The sequence below is a fragment of the Spirosoma sp. 48-14 genome (assembly GCF_001898575.1).
Lineage (GTDB): Bacteria > Bacteroidota > Bacteroidia > Cytophagales > Spirosomataceae > Spirosoma.
In genome coordinates, this window is record NZ_MKUD01000002.1 from 257,919 (window position 1) to 276,217 (window position 18,299).

13 protein-coding genes and 1 tRNA gene are annotated in these 18,299 nt (G+C 47.9%); 5 read left to right on the forward strand and 9 right to left on the reverse strand.

The genetic code is table 11. The features are described 5' to 3' along the window. Nucleotides 1-62: 62 nt before the first annotated feature. Together BGO59_RS04285 and BGO59_RS04290 are read right to left on the reverse strand one after the other, a co-directional pair. Nucleotides 63-947, reverse strand: coding sequence for a DUF4249 domain-containing protein (locus tag BGO59_RS04285; protein WP_293681059.1), 885 nt, complete (start codon nt 945-947; stop codon nt 63-65). Nucleotides 948-983: 36 nt separating this feature from the next. Then, nucleotides 984-3,401: a TonB-dependent receptor gene (locus BGO59_RS04290; protein ID WP_293681062.1), complete on the reverse strand. Its 2,418-nt coding sequence runs from the start codon at nt 3,399-3,401 to the stop codon at nt 984-986. A gap of 434 nt (nt 3,402-3,835) precedes the next feature. On the opposite strand from BGO59_RS04290, the gene BGO59_RS04295 reads away from it, so the two are divergent. The 3 genes from BGO59_RS04295 to BGO59_RS04305 all read left to right on the forward strand — a co-directional run bounded on the left by BGO59_RS04295 (nt 3,836) and on the right by BGO59_RS04305 (nt 5,934). Next, nucleotides 3,836-4,150 carry a hypothetical protein gene (locus BGO59_RS04295; RefSeq protein ID WP_293681065.1) on the forward strand — a complete coding sequence of 105 codons (315 nt, stop codon included), beginning with the start codon at nt 3,836-3,838 and terminating at the stop codon, nt 4,148-4,150. Between the two features lie 198 nt (nt 4,151-4,348). After that, nucleotides 4,349-5,227, forward strand: coding sequence for an outer membrane beta-barrel protein (locus BGO59_RS04300; protein ID WP_293681067.1), 879 nt, complete (start codon nt 4,349-4,351; stop codon nt 5,225-5,227). A gap of 347 nt (nt 5,228-5,574) precedes the next feature. Next, complete coding sequence (locus tag BGO59_RS04305; RefSeq protein WP_293681070.1) at nt 5,575-5,934, forward strand: hypothetical protein; 360 nt, start codon at nt 5,575-5,577, stop codon at nt 5,932-5,934. A gap of 641 nt (nt 5,935-6,575) precedes the next feature. Here the strand turns inward: BGO59_RS04305 and BGO59_RS04310 are convergent. Continuing rightward, on the reverse strand, nt 6,576-7,790 hold the full coding sequence (locus BGO59_RS04310) for a DUF2252 family protein (RefSeq protein ID WP_293681072.1): 1,215 nt from the start codon (nt 7,788-7,790) through the stop codon (nt 6,576-6,578). A gap of 516 nt (nt 7,791-8,306) precedes the next feature. Between BGO59_RS04310 and BGO59_RS04315 the strand changes: the two genes are divergently transcribed. Further along, the gene (locus BGO59_RS04315; RefSeq protein WP_293681074.1) at nt 8,307-8,588 is read left to right on the forward strand and encodes a hypothetical protein; all 282 of its coding nucleotides are present in this window, start codon (nt 8,307-8,309) and stop codon (nt 8,586-8,588) included. Nucleotides 8,589-8,741: 153 nt separating this feature from the next. Here BGO59_RS04315 and BGO59_RS04320 read toward each other — a convergent pair whose 3' ends face one another. Both BGO59_RS04320 and BGO59_RS04325 read right to left on the reverse strand, forming a co-directional pair. Beyond that, nucleotides 8,742-12,131 carry a glycosyltransferase gene (locus BGO59_RS04320; RefSeq protein WP_293681077.1) on the reverse strand — a complete coding sequence of 1,130 codons (3,390 nt, stop codon included), beginning with the start codon at nt 12,129-12,131 and terminating at the stop codon, nt 8,742-8,744. After that, a complete protein-coding gene (locus BGO59_RS04325) occupies nt 12,121-12,864 on the reverse strand; it encodes a hypothetical protein (protein ID WP_293681080.1) in 744 nt (247 codons plus the stop codon). Before BGO59_RS04325 ends, BGO59_RS04320 begins: the two co-directional genes overlap by 11 nt. Before the next feature lie 495 nt (nt 12,865-13,359). Between BGO59_RS04325 and BGO59_RS04330 the strand changes: the two genes are divergently transcribed. Beyond that, nucleotides 13,360-14,892 (forward strand): capsule assembly Wzi family protein, encoded by a 1,533-nt coding sequence (locus BGO59_RS04330; RefSeq protein WP_293681083.1) that lies wholly within the window; start codon nt 13,360-13,362, stop codon nt 14,890-14,892. A 103-nt stretch (nt 14,893-14,995) separates the two neighbouring features. Here the strand turns inward: BGO59_RS04330 and BGO59_RS04335 are convergent. The 4 genes from BGO59_RS04335 to BGO59_RS04350 all read right to left on the reverse strand — a co-directional run bounded on the left by BGO59_RS04335 (nt 14,996) and on the right by BGO59_RS04350 (nt 18,283). After that, a tRNA-Leu gene (locus BGO59_RS04335) sits at nt 14,996-15,079 on the reverse strand. A gap of 80 nt (nt 15,080-15,159) precedes the next feature. Continuing rightward, a complete protein-coding gene (locus tag BGO59_RS04340; RefSeq protein ID WP_293681086.1) occupies nt 15,160-16,497 on the reverse strand; it encodes a dihydroorotase in 1,338 nt (445 codons plus the stop codon). Beyond that, nucleotides 16,494-17,468, reverse strand: a complete 975-nt coding sequence (hemB, locus tag BGO59_RS04345; RefSeq protein ID WP_293681089.1) for a porphobilinogen synthase — start codon at nt 17,466-17,468, stop codon at nt 16,494-16,496. Before hemB ends, BGO59_RS04340 begins: the two co-directional genes overlap by 4 nt. 104 nt (nt 17,469-17,572) lie before the next feature. Then, complete coding sequence (locus BGO59_RS04350; RefSeq protein ID WP_293681092.1) at nt 17,573-18,283, reverse strand: response regulator transcription factor; 711 nt, start codon at nt 18,281-18,283, stop codon at nt 17,573-17,575. Nucleotides 18,284-18,299 lie beyond the last annotated feature (16 nt).

Below are 18,299 nucleotides of genomic sequence, written 5' to 3' on the forward strand. Positions count from 1 at the left end.
GATACTTATGATCTGTATTAATCATAATTGTCATAACAATCAGCGTTCTGTTTTCTAGCTTTCTATTTAATCACAGTAGATAGCGTCGTCTGGTTGTAGCTACCGAAACATCCAAGTCCGCCCTGAATATTGGTTGGAAGCGTAACCGGCTCAGCAAATGGATTGCTGGACACTTGTAACTGCTGATCCAGTGCTACATGGTAGGCATAATAAGCAGCATCGACATGGAGTAAATTCATAGTAATCTGGGTCGAGCAATACAGCTTTTTAAACGATCCATCGCCCAGCGATGCCGAAGCCAGCAAACTTGCTGCTTTAGCCGGGCATTCGACCAAGCCTAACGAATTTGTCGCCATCAGGAAGGGAATGACTTGTGGGTTCTCGAACGATGCATTGGCAGGAGCTCCATATCGAATGCCTCGGTATGAACCTTTCACCCGGAAATAGGTATCGGCCCCAGCCTGCCAGTTCCCAATTACACGGAAATCTTTCTGCACAGCGCCAGCCTGAAGCGACGAATCAACCTGCATCGATTTAAGTGCTACCGCTTTAGGAACCGTTGTTGTGGCCAGCACCTGCTTACCATCTGGCGTCGAAACCGTTAATGTATAAGTACCCCCTTCCCGAACAACCAGTTTTTGGGGTTTTATACTATAAACCCCCTGTTGTGCATTATAGACCAGTTTTACGGAGTTGCTCCCGTCCGACAGGAGAACGGTTGCATCAGAAATATCGACTGTCTTTGCCGACTGATCGTCCAGAATTGGGCGTGAGCGGCTTACTTTTGCCGTTAACAAGGAATCCTGCGGAGAAATAAAACAGTCGACAACCAGTTTGGTCGACTGCGAGGTTAACTCTTCGGGTACAACCTCCTCGCGCATTGAATTACAGGAAAATAAAGCGGTTGACAGAAACAGCCATAGCCATTTCCTGGTAAAAGAAATCATGAGTACAATGAGGTTAACTGGTTGCTGAGGTGTTTATTAAAACCGGATCGTGTAGCTCAACGAGGGGATTGCCGGAAAGAGCGAATATTTATATAAAACCGTTTTTGAGGGGAGGCCTTTTTCCTGGGCTTTGCCCTCCAGCGAATACAAAAACGGATTATGCCGATTGTAGGCGTTATAGACACTTATCTCCCAAACCCGCTCGGTACGGGCACGTTTTTTTGTAAAACGCGCACTTACATCAAGGCGATGGTAGGCTTCGGCTTGAAAACTATTCCGCTCGCCATATTCTTTTACATTCGAACCAGCACCATATAGGGCATTTGAAGTAATTGGACTACCAACCGTTTTCTGATCATAGTATCCTGAAAAACGGGATAAGGGCAATGTCAGTGAATTACCGGTCCCATATACCCAACTAGCCGACAGAGTGATGGCAGGGGTTAGTTCATACATCCCCACCACAGAGGCATCGTGCCGTCGGTCATAACGTGGATGAAACGCTTTCCCACCGTTCAGTTCGGCAAACTGCCAGTCGGTCCACGATAGTGTATAGCCAATCCAGCCTGATAGTCGGCCTGCTTGTTTCTGGAGCAGAATTTCGGCTCCATACGATTGCCCCTGACCACTGGTTACATTATCGACCCACTTCGCCGAATTGACATTTCCCAGTGCATCAGCCGACAGAAAACTGGCACCCTCCCGATAGCTGAGCAGGTTATTCATTTTCTTGTAATACCCCTCAACTGTTAACGACAGGCCCGACTGCGAAAAGTCTTTCGCTATACCCAACGCTACCTGTTGCGACTGCTGCGGCTTGATCGAATTAACCGTTGGTACCCACAGATCAGTAGAGAGACCCACACCCGTACTGGATAACAAATGCAAGTACTGGTTCATCAGAGCATACGATCCCTTGATCGAGAACGAAGGAGCAACTCGGTAAGCAATAGACAGCCGAGGCTCAGGGCGTATGTACATTGTACGCGCCGACGAGTCGGGAAGCGTTTTGCTTTCTGTAGCCGTATTTGAACCACCTAGAACAGAATAAGCACTAAGGCGAAGGCCGCTGGTAAAGCGCCATTTGCTGGCTGGGCTCCAGCTATGTTCAATGTAGGCTCCGGCTTCGGCTGCAGTAACCGTCTGGTCAGAAGCCTGATTGGGCAGCTCGTTTACATTCAGGCTAACATAAGCCTGCGGATTAAACGTGTGGTGGGTAAGCTGCCCTCCGAAACGAATCTGGTGAGCTGTATTCAGATAATGGGTGCGGTCATACTTAAGGCCAATATCCTGAATAGATGACTGATAGTTAAGCGTATAAAAGGTATTCTGACTACTTTGCTCCAGTGCTTTCTGGTCCTGCACACTCATCTGATAGCGGCTATAGATTAGCGAAAGATCAGATACCGTTCCTTTGACGCCCTGATGATTCCAGCGAATACTTCCAGCTCCATTCGTCCAGCGCAGATTCGACTGCAGGGCTGAGCCATTTGTAAACTTGTCCTGACTGGCATATCCACTGATATATACCTTGTCGGACTGTCCAGCCTGAATGGTCAACTTGGCATTAAGGTCAAAAAAAGCCGTTTTAAGTACAGGCTGCTCCGTCGTATTTTGACCTAAAAGGCCCGTAAGCAGATCCAGATAGGTACGTCGTCCGGAAACCATAAACGATGCCCGCTTACCAATTGGGGCACTTAGTGTCAATCGAGAGGCTACCAAACCTGCCGATGCCTCTCCCCGAAAGCGATCCGGCTGCCCGTCTTTCGTAGTTAATTCAATGACCGATGATAACCGTCCGCCAAATCGTGCCGGAAAACCACCTTTGGTCATATCAACGCGCTTTAAGGCATCGCCATTAAAGGCTGAAAAGAAACCGAGCAAGTGATTTGGATTATAAATAGGTGCATTGTCCAGCAAAATCAGGTTCTGGTCGGGCGCTCCCCCACGAACATAAAGTCCGGCATTCCCTTCCGATCCTTTTTGTACACCCGGCATCAACTGAAGCAATTTCATAACATCTTTTTCACCCAGCAAAGCTGGTACTTTTCCAAGTTGCTCCATCGAGAGACTGATAGCGCTCATTTGTGGATTATTGCTGATAGACGTATGAGTAGTCGCTTTAACGACCTGCTCAGCTAGTTGCTGCCCATAGGTTAAAAATACAGTAAGTTCTGTCTGCTGTTTGGGTACGATGGTTTGGGTTTTCGGAACAAAGCCAACTGACGAGAAGGTTAGTGAAACTGTTGACTCAGCCATAACCGACATAGCGAAATGCCCTTCCGAATCCGTTACAGTACCTATCTTATTATCAATTACATATACATTTACACCGGCCAGTGGAGCTCCCGTCTGCTGGTCAAAAACGTAGCCTGAGATATGCCGGTAAGCCGGAAGAGCGGTTACAGACAGGCTGTATAAGTATACAAAAAGAAATAATTTTAAGCGAAACATTTAAGTACAAGTCGTCAAAAAGCAAATAATTCATATAAGTAGTTTTACTATTCTCTACTATATACCTTTGACCATGCTTTTTGAAAATTGTCACATTATTAATAGTATCTACATAAAAAATAACTGACCATTTCAGTTTATACGAATTTTGAATTTTTACAATATATATAACTTATAGTATACTTATACAATTAATAGTTAACAAAAAAAGGTTGTTAGCAACAATAATCATCAACATTGTCTATTTTTCGCTTCTGTTTCGTTGCTTTGGCCAAGTCACCGAAAACTCGTAAACTCATGGTCTATTCATGCCTGCGAATTCATTCCCTATAACAGTACGTATGCGTATACTCTACATATTCCTCTTTCTAGGTGTTGCATTCGTGCTATACTTAAGCTGGCAACCCAATTATGACTTTAAACACCTTTGGTTTATGCCCACCTGGCTCACTCGCTGGACCGACGACCATGCCAATGGTAACCTGCGAACAGCCGTACCCTTCGTTTTTATGGGCTTTGCCGGCGGCATATTACCAACGCCACATCACCGGCCTCTATACCGCTGGTTCGTGATCTGGCTTATTTTAGTTGCTGTAGTCATTGTGGCCGAAGCTGGTCAGCTATTAATTCCAACACGATTCTTTAGCTTTGAAGATATTGGCTGGGGAGCCACAGGTGCATTTGCTGGCCTTTGTACGGGCGTTCTAACCCGGTTTCTTCTTGAAAAAACCCGCCTTTTGAATAAATAAGCCCCATTACAGGCTCTGCTCTTTCTTCTTCCGACATTCCTGCTTTATGCCTCAATATACTGGCAACAAACCTCTTGCTGGTCCAATCACCTTTTTGATCAGTTGAACCCGTCAAAATACCATTTCACCTGAGACGTACGTACGCGATCTGGGAGCTTCATCTAATTTCGAATCGAAAACAACGAAAACGAATGAACGATGAAGAATCATTTCTGGATAATTGCCCTAACTATTCTGCCACTCAGTCTGTCAGCACAAACGAAACCAGCCGTGCGGAAGCCAGTTGCCTCCGCTTCACGGACTACAGCTAACCGACCAAACGGTGTACATACAGTCGCACCGACGGAGAAGAAAACTGTTACCACTCCAAAAACAGCGTCTGCACCGTCAACTACCGAAGCCCCAGTCGCTGTTCAGCCTACGTATTCAGAGTCAGTTAGAACGGCCTCTACCCAACCCATAACCAGCCATCAGGAAAATGCGCCTGCACGCCCAGCTTACACCCGCCAGAGTAAGTTTCATGTGGGCTTACGGTTTGGCGGAAATTCGAGCACAATAGGCGGAGCCGACCCTACGGCAGTAGGCCAGGGCGTACAGTTAGCGCGTGTCATGGGATTCCACGGCGGAGTTGTGTTCAATATTGGAGGCCCAACCTTTTCAGTGCAGCCAGAAGTACTGTTCAGTCAGTATGGCGTCCGTTTTGCATTAGGTTCTGATTATCTGCAATTGAAATATAATCTGGTAGAAGTACCTGTGTTGTTGAAAGTAGCCTTTGGCCAACCTAACCTACGGTTCTTTGTCAATGCAGGTCCTGTTGGCACGTATGTATTGAGCGGAGCTCTATCGGTTCGGGAGGGCGGTCAGAGCGACTCACAGGCTATTGATATGAGCGGCCAGGGACGGTTCTCTTACGGCGTAGCTGGTGGCGTTGGCGTTGCGATACAGGCAGGTACTGGCAAAGTACTACTTGAAGGGCGTTACAACTATCTGATGGCCGACCATGAAGATGGTAGCACGACAAAGCCACAAAGCGCAATGCTCTCGGTCGGTTATTTATTCCCATTAGGTGGCCGGTGATCAACAAGCATTGCCAGCTATACCTAACCCACAGATAGCCAGAACAATAATGTTACTACTTGGCACGATCATTGTCCTTAATATTAACAATTGCAAAGTTTTAACAATAGTTTAGTAAAGTAGACATATAGTTCAAAACGCTGATTCTGCTAGGATCAGCGTTTTTTTATATTGAAAACGCCCTAAAAACCTATTATACACCCCTTTACAGTACTATATAGAAGGCTATCCCCGGACAACAAACCAATTAAACTAAACCAATAAGTATATATATACACCTCTTTCATGAGGTCGTTCTATACGGTTTGGCATGATTCGTGAAGTAATCATACTACAATTATGCCCATATGCTTCTGAGCCAAAATTCCATCCGAATTTACGCCTGTATCAGCCAGCCACTTATCTGCTTCTGGAATGCCAGTGCAGACCAATTAGATGAGGTTTGCAACGCCTACACCAGTCTATGGTCATCGGTTTCCAATGAAGCGCAGGCTCGGGATATTTATGATTCCCTGGTTGCGATTGCCTTAACCGACGATAAACCATCTCCAACTCGCTGGCTAGCCAGTGAGCTCCGCTTCGAAGCGTTCGCAGCGGCCACAAGCGACCGGCAATGGGCCGCGTTAATGGAATTGGAGCACAACTCAAACGTCATCACTGATACCGAACTCGATTTATACAACGAACGAATCAGTCGGGAACTGTAGTCCAATCCCCCATTTCAGACTTACTTCTGCCAAAGGCCGTAGACCTACCCCAAGGCTTTTTTTCATATCCATAAGTGGTAGAACGCCCAAGCCACGCTGTTTCAGGCACATGGCTGATCTCTATGGATACCGAAATTTTTCCACAATCCATATCCCTGCGCAACTCTTTGACCATCAAATACGTACTGTTGATTGGAAGTTACTCAAAGGTGCTTTCCGAAATGCCAACCTAAATTAATAAGCCTCATCAACATCGATGGGGCTTATTTGTTGTCAATGACTAGTCCTGAAATAGGTTGACATAACTTCGAACCTATTTCAGGACTAGTCATACACCTAATTTGGGCTTTATACTGTTTTGATAACTGTAAGTGGCTCCAGACTATTTAGCTGCCACCTATTATACGATGGTCAAAGCATGCAACTAAAGACTAAGTACTTTACTAAAAACGCCCCATTTTTTAAGCCGATGAATGATGATTCTATCGTCTCAAGGAGGAGCATTTTTTGAGTTTTTACCAGAACCTTTAACAACTATCCAGATCGGTAGTATACAACCACTCAACTTTTTCTCTTGATATTACCAGCCGTCGAGCCTCTGCCAAATCAACGTTTACGAATAAGTAGCCCCCCCTATTACCTTACTTGCATTCGATTGAGCCGGGCCAGCCAGCGTCGAACGCGGCTTGAAACTGGTCAAAATCCAGGAAAACCTGTTGGGCATACGCTTCGGCCCAGGCCACCAGTTCAGAAACCCATACTGTCTTGTTAGCAAATGTAATTAACTCATCAGCAATGGCAGACCCCTGATGACCACCACTTCGTAGATGGGCTGAAGCCGTTAGCTGCGCCATTGTGTCGATTAACTTACCCAATCGCTGCTTACCTCGAATGCGCTTGTTAGTCAGATCAAGCCGATCAGCCTGCGGTTGAAGAGAGCGCACAGCAAAAAACTCGCCATCTAGTCCGACAAGGGGCCATAAGTTGGCTGGTGGAACATCCTGAAGCCGGTTCTGGAGCGCCACGATACGATTAGCCGGATTGGGCCAACAGGGCTGACTTACGTTCAGATAGGGTTCAGCAACTGATGAGCGAGTCGCTTTTATATCCAGCAAATGGAGTTTATGGCTTGCACTTTCGACCAGAGCAACATAGCGATTCAGGCCAATACTGCTAGTGCCCGCCATTCGAAATTTTACATCCCGAAGGCGATAATCTGCCCCTTCTGCCAATGCGCTTTTTAGCCAACTCCAGACAACCTCTCGCTCCTGCTTTGGCAGCGGTAAGATCCGATCCTTTATTAGTCGAAGCTGTCGCTTTCGACCATGGCCGTGCGTCAATCGATTGATTAACTCTTTGCGGGATCGCCTGGCGACCTGAGTCAGAAACTCGTTGAGTATACCTTTCGACGTTTGCCGTTCGATGGAACGTGGTTTGCTCAGTAAGAGTAGTTGTCGATAGGTAGTCAAAAAACGATAAGCGAGCTGCCGACTTGTTTCGGGAGAATGTCTTAGCAACGGAGCAGCCACAAACAGACTGGCTACAAGCCGCGTAAGATCAACAGTAGCTGGTGCCAGCAAAGCCTCGTCAAAATCGTTAATGTCGAAGTACACCAATTTATTACTACCTCGGAAAGAACCGAAATTCTCCAGATGCAAGTCCCCGCAACTCCAGCAAACTGGATACGCATCAGCCATCAGTTCGGGGTGCATATTCTGATAAAACAGCGAAGGGGTAGCCCTAAAAAATCGAAATGCATTCTCACGCATGGCCCGATACTTCCACATCAACAGATCGGGGCGCCGGTCCCGATTGATCTGCTGAAGATGATCAAGTAGTTTCTCATTATTTTTCATAATACGTAGTCGCTCAAACTTGATCACAGGTGTACGAATAGCTACTATGTGCCAGCTGGTCGTTGTGGCACCACTAACAAACCGGTGTTTAGATCGTACATAACGGATGCCTTGCTAAGCATGTGCGCTGCAGCCAGAAATTCCTGAGCGGTATCAATAGGCAACCTGAAGGGTGTACTATGCCTCGTTGTCGTAATAACAATACGCCAGGAGTCTGGCCGGGTCGGATTAACATCCCATTCTAATGCATAATCAACAACTTTTTCCATCCTTATCCTTCTGAGAATCGTGAAACAACTAACTGACTTGAATGTATGCGAAATTCTACCTGTTAGCTGATTAGCGGATGATAATGGAATTAATTTATGATTAATGATGGGTTACTTTTCGTATTTGCATGCCCTAGAGTCAGGTTAACCATATTTTAATTGCTCCTCGTAAACACCTTTCTAGGTACCTTGTTATTGAGGATGTAGTAAAAAATACTTATTCATTACATTCTCTGTTGCTGTTCCGATGAAAACAATACTCATCCCGTTTATGATGTTGGCTGCAGTTGCCATTAATTCTGTTCAGGCTCAAGATGTCAAGAAAAAGACCGATGCCCTGGAAGCTAAAGCGCAGGTTGCGGCTGATAAAGCCGATCTAAAAATGAACAAAGCAGCCCGTAAAGCCGATAAGATGGCTGGCGATAAAGCGGCCTTAAAAGCTGATCGTAAGGCACATATGAAGGCTGAAGGAAAGTTAATTAAAGATCAAGCCAAGAAAGATGTCAAAGTGGCTAAGGAAAAGTTATAGAAGTTAGTTATTCCTAGCTACTCATCTTCTGCTTTGTGCCCATCTCTCAGGGATGGGCACTTTTTGTTACTAACAGCAATTGATAAACTAAATCCCACATAGCCCTGAAACGAGCCGCTTCAATGGTGTCTGGTTTTGGCAAGGGCTGGATACTTAACTAGTTCTAACCTCCGTAGTAATCGGTTCGTTGAGAACACCCACGGACCCTATCGTTTCAGGGGACTGATCGGGTAACCATACTTGACCCGTCCGTTTCAAAACGCCCCACGAAGCGACTTCGCCCCGAATCGCGTTGGCATAGGAACGAATCAGAACCCAAAACAATAGATAGCGCCAGGTGAGTCGTTGCGGAATAAGCCAATATAGCGGGCGCAATGAGCGGCCTTCCAAGCGATAAGCAAGAATAGCTATAACACTGTCGATTGCCAGAAAGCCAATAAAATACGTCAGTACAAGGCTCCAACTGCCCGTGAATAACGAAAGCACCAGTTGCATTTCGGCTACCAGCGTTAACAACGGAAACCCGAATTGAAAAAAGACCAGACTCGGTAAAGCCAGCCAACTCAACCCCCGACTAGCCAAACCAGTCCGCTTAACTTGAAACAACAGATCACGGTGTTTCCAGACAACCTGCATAATGCCATAGCACCAACGGACCCGCTGTTTCAGCAGCATCCGAAGCGTATCCGGGGCTTCCGTCACGGCAATTGCTTCATTACAGGTTTTGATTACATAACCAGCTCGCAGTAGGCTCACAGTCAGGTCACAATCTTCAGCAAGTGTATCGGTTGTGAAGCCCCCCACAGCCAGCATACTGGTGCGACGAAATGCCCCGATGGCGCCCGGTACGACCGTAATGCAGTTCAGTTGCCCGTAGGCCCGGCGGTCGAAGTTTTGGCTTGTTGTGTATTCAATCGATTGAAAGCGAGTGAGCCAGTTGTGAACGTTACCGACACGTACATTGCCTGCCACTGCCCCGATCGTTAGATCAGAAAAAGGAGCCACCAATCGAGTGATGGCATCGGGCAACAACTGCGTATCGGCGTCGATACAAACCACAACTTCCCCATTCGCCTGAGAAAGCCCCAGATTAAGCGCCGACGCTTTCCCACCGTTGGGCTTGGTCAGGACCTGAACACGCGGGTTATTGGCAAAATACTGGCTAACTCGATTATACGTCTGATCGCGCGAGCCGTCGTCGACAAAGACAATCTCCAGATCCGGGTATGAACTAGCCAGTAGGCTTTCAACTGTGTGGACGGCGTTCAATTCCTCGTTATAGGCGGGTACAATCACACTGACCAAGCCCTGATACGGCACCTCTGACGAAACAGGCTGCTGCTTTTGGCGGATAGCCAAAAAAGCCAGAAATAACACCCGCATTATGGCCAGTAGGGTACCGATCAGAAAGAGCCAGCTTAGCGTATGTTGCCCATAATAAAGCAATTCAACCAAACTTCGATCAGTCAGTAAAGCGGCCCGCTGAACAGGAGCTGTTGGCATAAGTTCGTCGGCAGGCCGATGCACGAGTTGGCCAATAGTGGCAAAACGATACCCGTGTTTTTTATAATAATGAATAATATTAGGCAAAGCAGCTACCGTAGCGGATCGGTCGCCCCCCGCGTCATGGAGTAAAATGATGTTGCCCAAATTTTGCTGCTGCTGGATTCGTCGTACAATCTGCTGTGGCGTAACGCCCACCTGCCAGTCGAGCGGGTCGATGGATTCACCGATAGCGTAATAATGCTGTTTCTCCGCCAGCGCGATAGAACGTAGTTCTTCCGGCTTGTCAGGTTCACTGTCGGCATTATAGGGTGGTCGGAAAAGAATCGTTGAGCGCCCCGTAATGCTTTCGATCAACCGTCGGCACGTATTTAATTCAAAAAACAGTCGTCGCGGACTTACCTTCGTCAAATCGGGGTGTAAAGTAGTGTGGTTACCGATTTCATAACCAGATTTTGCCATGCGCTGCAACAAAGGCAGATTGCGCTCCGCATTAATTCCCACCACAAAAAAAGACGCTGGTACATGTTCACGTTCCAGAATAGATAGAATCTGGGGTGTATAGGTTTCGTCGGGGCCATCGTCAAACGTGAGCACCAGTGTTTTGTCCGCTTTCCCCACTTTGCTAATCACGTACGACGTAGGTAAGGTTAGATAGTGTTCTTCGCTGATGAGTTGATCAGCAGCGTTGTACTCCAGCCGAAGCTGCCCCGCATGGGGTGTTGCTTTCACATCCAGCACATCACCTTCTCCCTGGTAGTCTACGCTCTTTAAAGCCGGTACGGTTTGCAGTTGTTGCCAGTTCAGGGGATGACGGGCCAACGCTGAGCGCGATACATCCCGGGCAAAATAATCCCAGGTTCGTACGTCTTCCGAACCGAGTCGCCAGATAGCGGCCCCGGCCGTTTCGTAATCTTCGGCCGCTCGCAGTACATTATAGGCGGAAGCCGCATCATTAAACCAGACATCATGTGGCTTTCCCTGATCATCGACGTACCGAAACGATAAGCTGTAGGTTTGATTATCGAAATGAATGGGCGTAGCAGATCGGCGGTTGGCGCGGGCAATTGCCTGCTGATACGTAACGTCTACGCCCTGACCGCCTTTGGCCCAATCATAGCCGTAGCCAGCTACGCACAACACAACCTGTTCCGACGGAATTTGCTGGCAGGCTTTTTCCAGTACATACTCAATCCAAGGATACGGCGCTACCGGCCCTGGAGCTGATGTACTGAAATGGTTATCGTAAGCCATCAGCATAAAATAATCGACGTAGGGGCGTAAGGCAGGCAGATTATAATCGGAGTTCAACGCGGCAATGTCGATCGTAACGAGATATCCTTTAGGATGTAAAGCCGCATACATTTCCCGGATAAAGGAAACCAATGTTTCATCGGTATTTTCCCGTAATTCTTCAAAGTCGATATTAACGCCCTGATAGTGATGCTGGTTAAGTAACGTCAGCACCTGAGCAATGAACGTCTTCCGTCGGCTGGGGCTAGTTAAGAGCCGATGCACGTTCTGACCACGCCAGTCGCCCCCGTAGAAATTGGATATCATGGGCAGAACGGCTACGCCCGGATGCTGTTTTAAAAGCGAATCAGCCGTGTTGTCGATATCAGTGCGGAGTTCGGCCTGGTTGCCCACAAAGAACCACTCGGGCATGACCATGTTCAGTTGGGAGACATGATCCCGCAAGGTTTGATACGACTGAGCATCCCAGTTGACGTAGAAACCGGCCCGAACCTGTGCGCGACCGTTCGCCTTAATTGCTTTTGGCAGATGCCGATGAAATCCCCTCGGTACGCCCTCATTACCCGAGGTTACCGACTGTGAACTGTCAACCGTTGACAGCGTTTGGAACGCACTTTCGTTATCCTGAAGGGTTGGCAGTTGTGGGAAGACACGCTCGGCCAGCGACCAGCCAACGACTATAAGCGTGGCAATCACCAACATTAGACTCAGTAGCAACGTACTTCGAAATACCCGCCAGCGACGGCGCGACGGCGTATAAAAAACTTGGTTTGGCTTAGTATCCATTAGCGAAGTGAAGTGTGTAGGTGAGGGTTGCGACAGCGTAGAAGAACAGCCTGGTCCGTTCACCGGGCAACGTGTTGAACGGTTTTACCAAACGCGGATCGACCAGCAGCGACCAGCGGGGTTGTTGCAGCGTGATCGGCAAATTGAGTTCGGCGGCAACTAAACCGTATGGTTTGCGAACGTCAGGAGCCGACGGAATCAAGCGCCCCCGCCTGTCTAGCGTGGTCTGATAAATACCATTGATGATAAAGCTTTGATTGGCCAGTGTTGCCTTAGCCAACGGTTCCATGAAAAGGGACCATGTTGCGCCATCAAGTAGACCAATGTACCGACTAAACTGGAGGTCGGTTTGCAAAAGCTGTTGGCTCCCAACCATGTAATAAGTACCAATTGCCGGGCTCCAGTCCTGCCATTCGCCCGACAGGTACGCTTCAAAAAAGTTGCTTAGGGGCTGCGTTTCGCCCGGATCGGCACTCGGAAAAAACCACTGTTCGTAGCCAACTGTATAATTAACATGCTTGCCTAGCCTGCCTTCTTTTTCAATGCCAAGATCGATTTTGCCCACCTCCGACGTCTGAAAATTATTCCAGATATAGCCAACCGTATAGAAGTTCCAGTTGGTGGGAGTTTGATAGGTAATCTGCGGCATCATCCCCCATTGATGTACTCCGAACGTGCGCCCTCGGTAACTGACCGGGTTCATATAGCTGTAACTAAACTGAATCGCTCGCATGGGTTTCTCGGTTGATGTATCTGCTGCCACTTTGTTATCAATTGGCTGACCAGTAACGGAATAAACAAGTAGTATTAGCAGGAGTACTTTGCATAGCGTAAAGGCAATTGGGGGCATCGTTTCTGGGCAACAAAGAGGCTGTAAATAAGACAGACAAGCGGTTTATTATCAGTTACATTGGTAAAGTCGTAGTGGTGCTTAGAAGAGGCCTCTCCCGACTTTTTTGCCAGCCGAAATCCACGATATGTACTCGCCAAGCTACTCGTAAAATGTCCATTGGTACAATTGATATAAGACTGGCTCTGGTTTTGCACCAAAGGAAGGATTTATACTTAAAAATCATGTTAATGGGAAATTAAACATTGATTAGCATTACCATGATAGTATAATAGATTAGGGCCTTCAGAGAGGCATTAGCTTATTTAATCGCACCTTAATGCCGCTACTACAATTGCTAAGTAGTTTCGCTTACTTACTCCTATGCGGTCTTCCTGAATGCGCACGTTTATCAGTATTTTTTTTCTGAGTATATTTTTAGGGCAATCGCCCGGATTTGGTCAGTCAGATACGTTAGCAAAGCCCGGCAAAGCATACATTGAAGTTGGTGGGGTACTGACAACAGGCACTGCGGTCCCCTTCTGGCTTCGCGCCAATCAGTACGGAACAGTTCCCCTGACAGGCTCACTGGCGACATATCGCATGGGTCTTCTCGCTGATTACAAGCCTAGTAATAAGCTTCGCTTCGATTGGGGCTATGGCTTAGAACTGGTCGGGAATATTGGCCAAGGGAGTCAGCAACTGCTTTTACCACAGGCTTATCTAAAAGGGCGCTGGCACCAGCTCGAATTATATGCCGGACGCCGAAAAGCCATAGTTGGCCTGGTTGATACGCTGCTCACATCAGGATCATACAGCCTGTCAGGCAATGCGATGCCGTTGCCAACTATCCAGCTTGGCACGCATGGTTTTGTAGCTGTGCCCTTCACCAAACACATACTTAGTATTTACGCAACCTATGGACACGCCTGGTTTGAAACAGTCAATCGGAAGGTGGAGCATACCCTCTTGCATCAAGCTACCCTCTATGCTCGAATTGGAAAGCCCTCCTGGCCCGTTCGGTTCATTGGCGGCATCAATCATCAGGTTATTTGGGGCGGCTATTCGCCCTATCTGGGGAACAGTTTATCGAACAATGGGCATTTGCCATCCAGCTTCAAGGCTTATCTGTATGCAGTAACTGCATTGCCGTATTCAAACGCGTCCATTGATGGTAATGTTACCTCATTTGATGAAACAAATCGGATTGGTAACCATCTGGGCTCTTTGGATATAGGGGCAGAATTTTCGCTCGGCAACTGTACATTTTTACTTTATCGACAAAACCCCTACGATACGGGCGCCATTTGGTATTTAACGACCATTGCTGATGGCCTGAATGGATTGAGTATCCGCCGGCAGAAACGCGGAAGTAGCCTGTTTTCAATCGATCGAGGGCTTATTGAGTTTTTATACACAGCTAACCAGGGTGGAGGTCAGTTTATTATTGATGATCCTGCACAACGGGGCAAGGTCAACTATTTCAACAATAGCCAGTATGTAGATGGCTGGACAACACGCGCTCATACGATTGGTACACCCTTCCTGACGCCGGAGGGAGATGTGCGGCCCCATTTGCCTTATGGGCCGATTATTAATAACCGAGTGACACTGTGGCATATCGGGCTGAGTGGTCGGTTTGGCAGTACGGTTAACTGGCTGCTTAAATTTTCGGAAAGCCGTAACAAAGGGACCTACGACACTCCGTTTGCCACACCACTTGATCAATTTTCGGCTTTACTTCAGATCACAGCCCCATTACAATTACCCTTACTCGGCGAGTTGCTATTAACAAGCCGAGTGGCTACCGACCAGGGCGCTTTTCTACCCCGTTCAACAGGCCTGTATATTAGCCTGCAAAAAGGTTTGCAATCAACGGGCCTTAGCTTATCAAGCGCTCATCCAAAAGACACAATTAAAAAGTATCGTTGAGCCGCAAATAGTGTTGCCTATAGCATAATTCTATTCCGCCACCCCAAGGCAAAAAGCAAAAGCCGCAATCAACTGATTTACAATTGATTGCGGCTTTATGGTGTGCCGAAGGCGAGACTCGAACTCGCATGTCCGTAAAGACACACGCCCCTGAAACGTGCGTGTCTACCAATTTCACCACTTCGGCAGCGCGTTCCCCGTGTTGGGATTGCAAAGATAGGGTTTACGCATAACACAACACAAGAATTTTTCAGGATTTTTTCAACGCTAACGGGCAAACGCCAGTCGCTGGCCGGGCTTATCGGAGCAGAGAGCACCATTCTGATAAACCAGCTCGCCCGAAACGATCGTATCCGTTACCGAAGCGCCAAAGGTGTGCCCCTCCAAGGGAGACCAGCCACATTGATAATAAAGTCCTGACTTTGAAACGGTTGTTGGCTGGCTCATATCGACCAGAACCAGATCGGCCCAGTACCCTTCCCGGACGTAGCCCCGTCGGTCAATCTGGAAACAATCGGCCGGGGCATGACTCATTTTACGCACTACGGTTTCAATGGATAGTTTACCCTGCTGCACAAAATCGAGCATGAGCAGGAGAGGGTGTTGCACCAGTGGTAAACCCGATGGTGCTTGCCAGTACGATTGCTGCTTTTCGTCCCAGGTATGTGGCGCATGGTCGGTGGCAATAATATCCAGCCGATCATCGAGCAGGGCCGCCAGTAATGCTTCCTTATGATGCGGTGCTTTAATGGCCGGGTTGCACTTGATGAGGTTACCCAGTCGGGCGTAATCGCGGCTATCGAACCACAGGTGATGCACGCATACTTCAGACGTAATCCGCTTTTCGGTCAGGGGTATTGTATTGTCAAATAGCACCAGTTCATCCGCCGTCGAGATGTGTAGAATGTGCAGACGGGCATTGTGCCGACGCGCCAGATCAACCGCCATTGATGACGACTTCAGACAGGCTTCCTCATTTCGGATCAGTGGATGCAATTCGGCAGTAGCGCGGTCGCCATACTCAGCCCGGTATCGTTCCGTGTTGGCGCGGACGGTAGCTTCATCTTCGCAATGGGTGGCAATCAGCATTGGGCTTTGCCGGAAGAGTGCTTCCAGAATCTGCTCATTATCGACCAGCATATTACCCGTCGATGATCCCATGAATACTTTTATGCCGCAGACCGTTTGCGGATCGGTACGCAATACCTCATCAAGATTAGTATTCGATGCGCCCATGAAAAAGGAATAATTGGCCAGCGATGTTTGAGCGGCTATCGCATATTTATCGGCCAGCAACTCCTGTGTCAGCGCATTGGGGACGGTGTTGGGCATTTCCATAAAACTGGTCACACCACCCACTACAGCTGCCCTTGCTTCGGAACCAATGGTTGCTTTATGGGTGAGGCCGGGTTCCCGGAAATGCACCTGATCGTCAATAACACCCGGCAGTAGATATCGACCTGCCGCATCGATCACCCGGTCGGCTGTTGCATCAGACAGACCAGATTTAATTTGTGCGATAAAGCCATTCTCGACCAATACATCTGTTTCTATAATCTGCCCTTCGTTGACTAATCGGGCATTGCGAATCAGTAGTTTACTCATAAAAGTCGGGCGGCTTCTTTAGCGAAATAGGTTAAAATGACGTTGGCACCCGCCCGTTTGATGGACAGCAATACCTCCATCATGGCCCGTTCTCCATCGAGCCAGCCGTTCTTAGCTGCCGACTTAATCATGGCGTATTCACCACTGACATTGTAGGCTGCAATAGGCAGATGAAAATTATCGTTCAGTAATTTAATTACATCCAGATACGCCAGGGCGGGCTTCACCATCAGGAAATCTGCTCCTTCGTCGTAGTCGAGTTGCGCTTCGATGAGGGCTTCCCGGCTATTGGCGGGGTTCATCTGGTAGGTTTTCTTATCCCCAAATTTGGGAGCCGAATCGAGCGCATCGCGGAAAGGTCCGTAAAACGCGCTGGCATATTTGGCAGCATACGACATAATGGCGACATCATGATAACCTGCCTGGTCGAGCACCTGCCGGATGTAACCTACGCGCCCATCCATCATATCGGATGGCCCAAGGATGTTCGCTCCTGCCTGTGCCTGTGCCAGTGCCATCTTTCCCAACACGTCAAGGGTAGGGTCGTTCAGGATTTTACCGTCTTCAACAACCCCATCGTGCCCGTCGGAACTGTAGGGGTCCATCGCCACATCGGTCATGACCATCACATCCGGGAACCGCTCCTTAACAGCGCGAACCGCCTGCAAATACAGTCCATCCGGGTTATAGCTTTCGGTGGCGTATTTATCTTTTTTCGATTCGGGCAAATTGGGGAATAAATCGAATGTTTTAATACCCAGATCGACGCACTCCTGAATTTCTTCAAGCAGTAAATCGAGCGAAAGCCGATAAATTCCCGGCATTGATGCCACTTCGGAGCGAACATTCTGGCCCTCCATCACAAACAGTGGGAGGATAAAATCGGTAACCGACAAGCGGGTTTCCTGCACCATATCACGAATCACAGCAGACTGGCGATTCCGGCGAGGACGACGAATTAAATTTGCCAAAGTTGTAAAGTTATACTTGTTATAAAGTTGTAGAGTTAGTAAAAGTATCCGTCTCGACGAGATCCGAAACTTCATAACGTTCCAACCATGCAACTCTATAACTTCTAAACGATCAATTTAAATCCTTCTCCATGCACGTTTACCAGTTGTACGGAAGGATCTTCTTTGAGGTACTTCCGTAGTTTGGTCACGTACACGTCCATGCTTCGGGCATTGAAGTACGAATCATCACCCCAAACCATTTTCAGGGCAAAGCTACGACTCACTGGCTGATTGAGGTTCTGTGCCAGCAATTTTAATAATTCCGACTCTTTACTGGTCAGTTTCTGCGGCTGTGATTCGACGTCGTTGGTCGATGTGCCATTTTCAGCCCTGGAAAGCAACTGATGCGGGTAATCAAATGAAAAAGAGCCGATTTTATACACTGTTGGCTCACCTAAATCGGTTGACCGCTGGTATCGACGAAGAATGGCCTGAATCCGCAACAGCAGTTCCTCCATACTAAACGGCTTGGTGATGTAGTCATCAGCCCCCACCTTAAACCCCTGGATCGTATCCTCTTGCATGGATTTGGCCGTCAGAAAAATAATGGGTACGTCGCGATTGGCCATTCTAACTTCCTTCGCCAGGGTGAACCCATCTTTTTTAGGCATCATCACATCGAAAATGCACAGGTCGTAATGACCAGCCATAAAGCGCTGTAAGCCCTGATTTCCGTCGGTAGTCCGATCGGTGGCATAGCCTTTCATGGTCAGGTATTCCTGTACTAACTGCCCCAGATTGGGGTCATCTTCAACAAGGAGGATATTTGGCATAGATGTAAAGAGCGAA